General features: G+C 72.6%; 5 protein-coding genes. 3 read left to right on the top strand and 2 right to left on the bottom strand.

What is annotated here, in order from left to right; all coding sequences use genetic code 11:
• Nucleotides 1–417: 417 nt before the first annotated feature.
• The gene (locus AB0C29_RS39475; protein ID WP_360831806.1) at nucleotides 418–669 is read left to right on the top strand and encodes a hypothetical protein; all 252 of its coding nucleotides are present in this window, start codon (nucleotides 418–420) and stop codon (nucleotides 667–669) included.
• Between the two features lie 2 nt (nucleotides 670–671).
• Here AB0C29_RS39475 and AB0C29_RS39470 read toward each other — a convergent pair whose 3' ends face one another.
• Nucleotides 672–986 (bottom strand): hypothetical protein, encoded by a 315-nt coding sequence (locus AB0C29_RS39470; protein ID WP_360831804.1) that lies wholly within the window; start codon nucleotides 984–986, stop codon nucleotides 672–674.
• A gap of 17 nt (nucleotides 987–1,003) precedes the next feature.
• A complete protein-coding gene (locus tag AB0C29_RS39465) occupies nucleotides 1,004–1,411 on the bottom strand; it encodes a RidA family protein (RefSeq protein ID WP_360831802.1) in 408 nt (135 codons plus the stop codon).
• Between the two features lie 77 nt (nucleotides 1,412–1,488).
• On the opposite strand from AB0C29_RS39465, the gene AB0C29_RS39460 reads away from it, so the two are divergent.
• Both AB0C29_RS39460 and AB0C29_RS39455 read left to right on the top strand, forming a co-directional pair.
• Complete coding sequence (locus tag AB0C29_RS39460; protein ID WP_360831799.1) at nucleotides 1,489–2,103, top strand: TetR/AcrR family transcriptional regulator; 615 nt, start codon at nucleotides 1,489–1,491, stop codon at nucleotides 2,101–2,103.
• Nucleotides 2,104–2,151: 48 nt separating this feature from the next.
• A partial coding sequence (locus tag AB0C29_RS39455; protein ID WP_360831796.1) for a hypothetical protein occupies nucleotides 2,152–3,389 on the top strand: 1,238 nt, incomplete at its 3' end.

The raw sequence follows: 3,389 nt of genomic DNA, 5'->3' as shown, positions 1-3,389 counted from the left end.
CAAGCCCGGCCGCGGGGCGCGCCGCCCCCCGTTGGCGCCCCCGTCGGTACAACACCACCCCTTGCGGTCCACGCCCCGGTTTCTCTCCGCGGGGACCGGGCCCGACGCCCCCCCCCGGGCGGCGGCCGCCCCGACCCTGGACGACCTGCCGGTGCTCGGGGTCAGCCTCGCGCATCCCGACACGGTTGCGGCGGAGCACTGGCTGGCGTCACTCTCCCCGGCGCCGGTGCTGGCCTTCACGCACCTGGTGCGCTCACCGCGGCCACACGTGGCCCTGACCCTCGTCTTCGCGGATGCGGTGTCCACCGGCCTTGGCGACGCGCCCACCGGTGTCGGCACCGCGCCCCACCCACCCTCCTTGGTGCCGTGTGTCCGGAGGCGGTGGCCGAGCATGTGGCGCGGAGTTCAGGTCGTGCGGTGCTCTATCCGGGCGTGGAGCGGCTGGTCGGCACGCTGAGCGTCGCCGAGGTGCTGGAGCTGAGCGCGATCGAGAAGGTCGAGGTCCTCGGCGGCGGCGCGGCCGACCCGGCCGCCCTGATCGACACGGGCGACTTCGTCCGTCCACAGTGGCAAGCGGGACAGCTGACGTTGCTCACCAGTCCAGCCGCGGGCGGACGACTCGTGCCGTTCGAGACCCGGTATCCGACCCCCTGCTGCGCCGCCCACTGACCTCAGCTTCGCGACGCGCGCTCGACGAGCGCGTGCCGCGGCGTCCGCGGGTCGATCGTGTGGTGGAAGGCGCGCATGCCGCTGCTCAGCACGACCCCACCGGCGGGCACGCCGTCGATCCACCAGTGCGGCTGCGGCAGCGGCTGCCGGCACGTCTCGCACCACCAGCGCCACGTCGCCTGGCGCCGGGCCGGCCACTCCCGGTGGATCAGCAGCCGCAGGTCGGGAACGCTGTCCGGCGCCCAGCGCATCGCGTCGTCGCTCAGCGAGACGTCACGGAGCACGTGGTCGATCAGGTCCAGCACATCACGGCGCATGCCGCCATGGTCCCACCTCAGCCGAGGATGGCGGTCGCCTCGACCTCGACCAGCACGTCCGGCTCGGCCAGCGCGGCGACGCCGATCCCGGTGAGCGGCGCCATCGGGGTGACGCCCAGCTTCGCGGCGGCCCGGCCGACGCCCTCGACGAACAGCGGCATCTTGTCGGGCGTCCAGTCGACGAGGTAGACGGTCAGCTTGACCACGTCGTCGAAGGTGCCGCCGACCTCGGCCAGCGCCGTGCCGATGTTGAGGTAGCACTGCTCGACCTGAGCGGCGAAGTCGCCCTCGCCCACGTGGCCGCCGTCGGCATCGCGGGCGATCTGCCCGGCGATGAAAACCATCCGCGACCCGGTGCCGATCGACACCTGCCGGTAGATGTCGACCTTGGGCAGTCCTTCGGGGTTCACCAGTGTGACGGCCATGCTGCCTCCATGTCTCCGGGAGCCGGTGGGCTCGACTGCCGAAACTATAGCAGTGCAATGCTATGTATCCTGAGGCCATGGCGAGGACCAAGGACCCGGCGGTCCGCACCCTGCTCCTCGAACGCGCCGGGCACATGCTGCGCACCCGCGAGCCGATCACCCTGCGCTCCCTGGTGGCCGGGACCGGGGTTTCGACCATGGCGGTCTACACCTGGTTCGGCGGCATGGACGGCATGTGGAAGGCGCTGCGGCAGGAGGGCTTCACCCGGCTGGCGGACCGGCTGGCCGCGGTCACCATGTCCGCCGATCCGGTGCGGGACCTGACCGCGCTGGTCGCGGCGTACCTCGGCAACGCGCTGGACCATCCGGACCTGTACCGGGTCATGTTCGATGCGACCTACGAGCTCGAGGACGCCGAGGCTGCCGACCAGACGCTGGAATACCTGGTCCAGGCGGCCGGCCGGGGCCGGGAGGCCGGACGATTCCGAGCTGCGACCGTGCCGCTGGAGCTGGCGATCCAGAGCTGGGTGATCGGCCACGGCCTGGTCTCCCTGGTCACCCCCGGTCCGCTGCCGCGCGAGACGCTCGCTCACGGCGTACCCATGTTGACCGCTCTGTTCGTCGGCACCGGCGACGAGCCGGAGCGATGCCGCCGCTCGGTGCAGCGCGGCTGGAAGTCCGTGGCCGGCTGACACGTTGAGGGGAGTCGCCGCCGTGCCGCCGACCGCTAGATTGCTGCCATGTCGCTGCACGACGACCTGCGCAGTGCCGACGAGATGGTCCGGTTGCGCGCCGCCGAGCAGGCTGCTCCCGACGGCTCCGCCGAGCTGATCGGCACCCTGCTGGACATGGCGCTGCACGATTCCGGCGAGGTGCAGGTGGGCTTCGGCATGGCCGAGGCGTACCGGGAGGTCGGCAGCACCGCGGCCCACGCGCTGAAGCAGATCCTCAGCCGGCAGGACGGCCTCGACGAACGTATCCGCGAGGTGGCGTTCGACCTGGCGGAGGACGACGACCGCATCGCCAAGCTGCTGTACCACCTCGGCTCCCGCTACGAACCCGTACGGGAGGAACTGGCCGCGAGCGGCGAGGCCCGGCTGCGGATGCGCGGGCTCAAGGCGGTGCTGTCGCTGCACCGTACGCGGGAACTCACCCTGCGTTTTCTCGCCGACCCGGCGCCGGAGCTGCGCATCGAGGCGATCGAGGGCGCCAAGGGCGCCACCCTGGCCGAGCTGGAACGGATGCTGACCGATCCGGTCCCGCAGGTGCGGCGCGCGGCGGCAAAACATCTGCGGTACGCCACCCAGAGCTCGGTCTATGTGACCGCCGCGCGCGCCGAGACCGTGCCGGAGGTCCGCGAGGCGTTCCTGCCCGGGCTGATCCACCGCCGGCACACCGAGGCCACCCGGCCCGCGCTGGTGGCATACCTGGCCGACGGCGGGTACGCGCAGCGCACGGTCGCCGACGCCCTGGCCCGGACCGACGATCCCGGGGTGGCGGCGGCGATCGCCTCGCGGATCCTGGTCCACCCCGACGAGCGGTGGCTGGCCGAGCTGGTCGGCCACGAGCGGCTGCTCACGTACGTCCCCGAGCTGCGTGATCTGCTGACACATCTGCACCGGCACACGCCGTACGACTGGTTGCGCCGGCAGCTGGCCATGGCGCTGGAAGCAGAACCGGTGCCGGTCCCCGCGGCCGACGCGGCGGACGGCCTGGATGCTGTGCAGCAGGCCCGGCTGCTCCGCGAGATCGTGCACTGGGCGTTGACCGCGCTGGAGCAGAAGCCACTCGCCGCCCAGGATCCGTCGGCCGCCCTGCGGGTCTGGCTCAGCGCGCCGGACGCCGACCCGGCCAAGCAGTGGGTGACCGAACTGGACCGGTTCGGCACCGGCGCGGTCGCGGACTTGCTGCACGCCGCCGTCGCCGGCGATGTCCGGCAGGCCCTGGCCGCCGGCGTGCGAGCCGCCGAGGAGGCCGC

It is taken from the genome of Actinoplanes sp. NPDC048791, from assembly GCF_040650095.1.
GTDB lineage: Bacteria > Actinomycetota > Actinomycetes > Mycobacteriales > Micromonosporaceae > Actinoplanes.
Note: the sequence above shows the minus strand (reverse complement) of the source record. Positions and strands in the feature narration are given on the sequence as shown.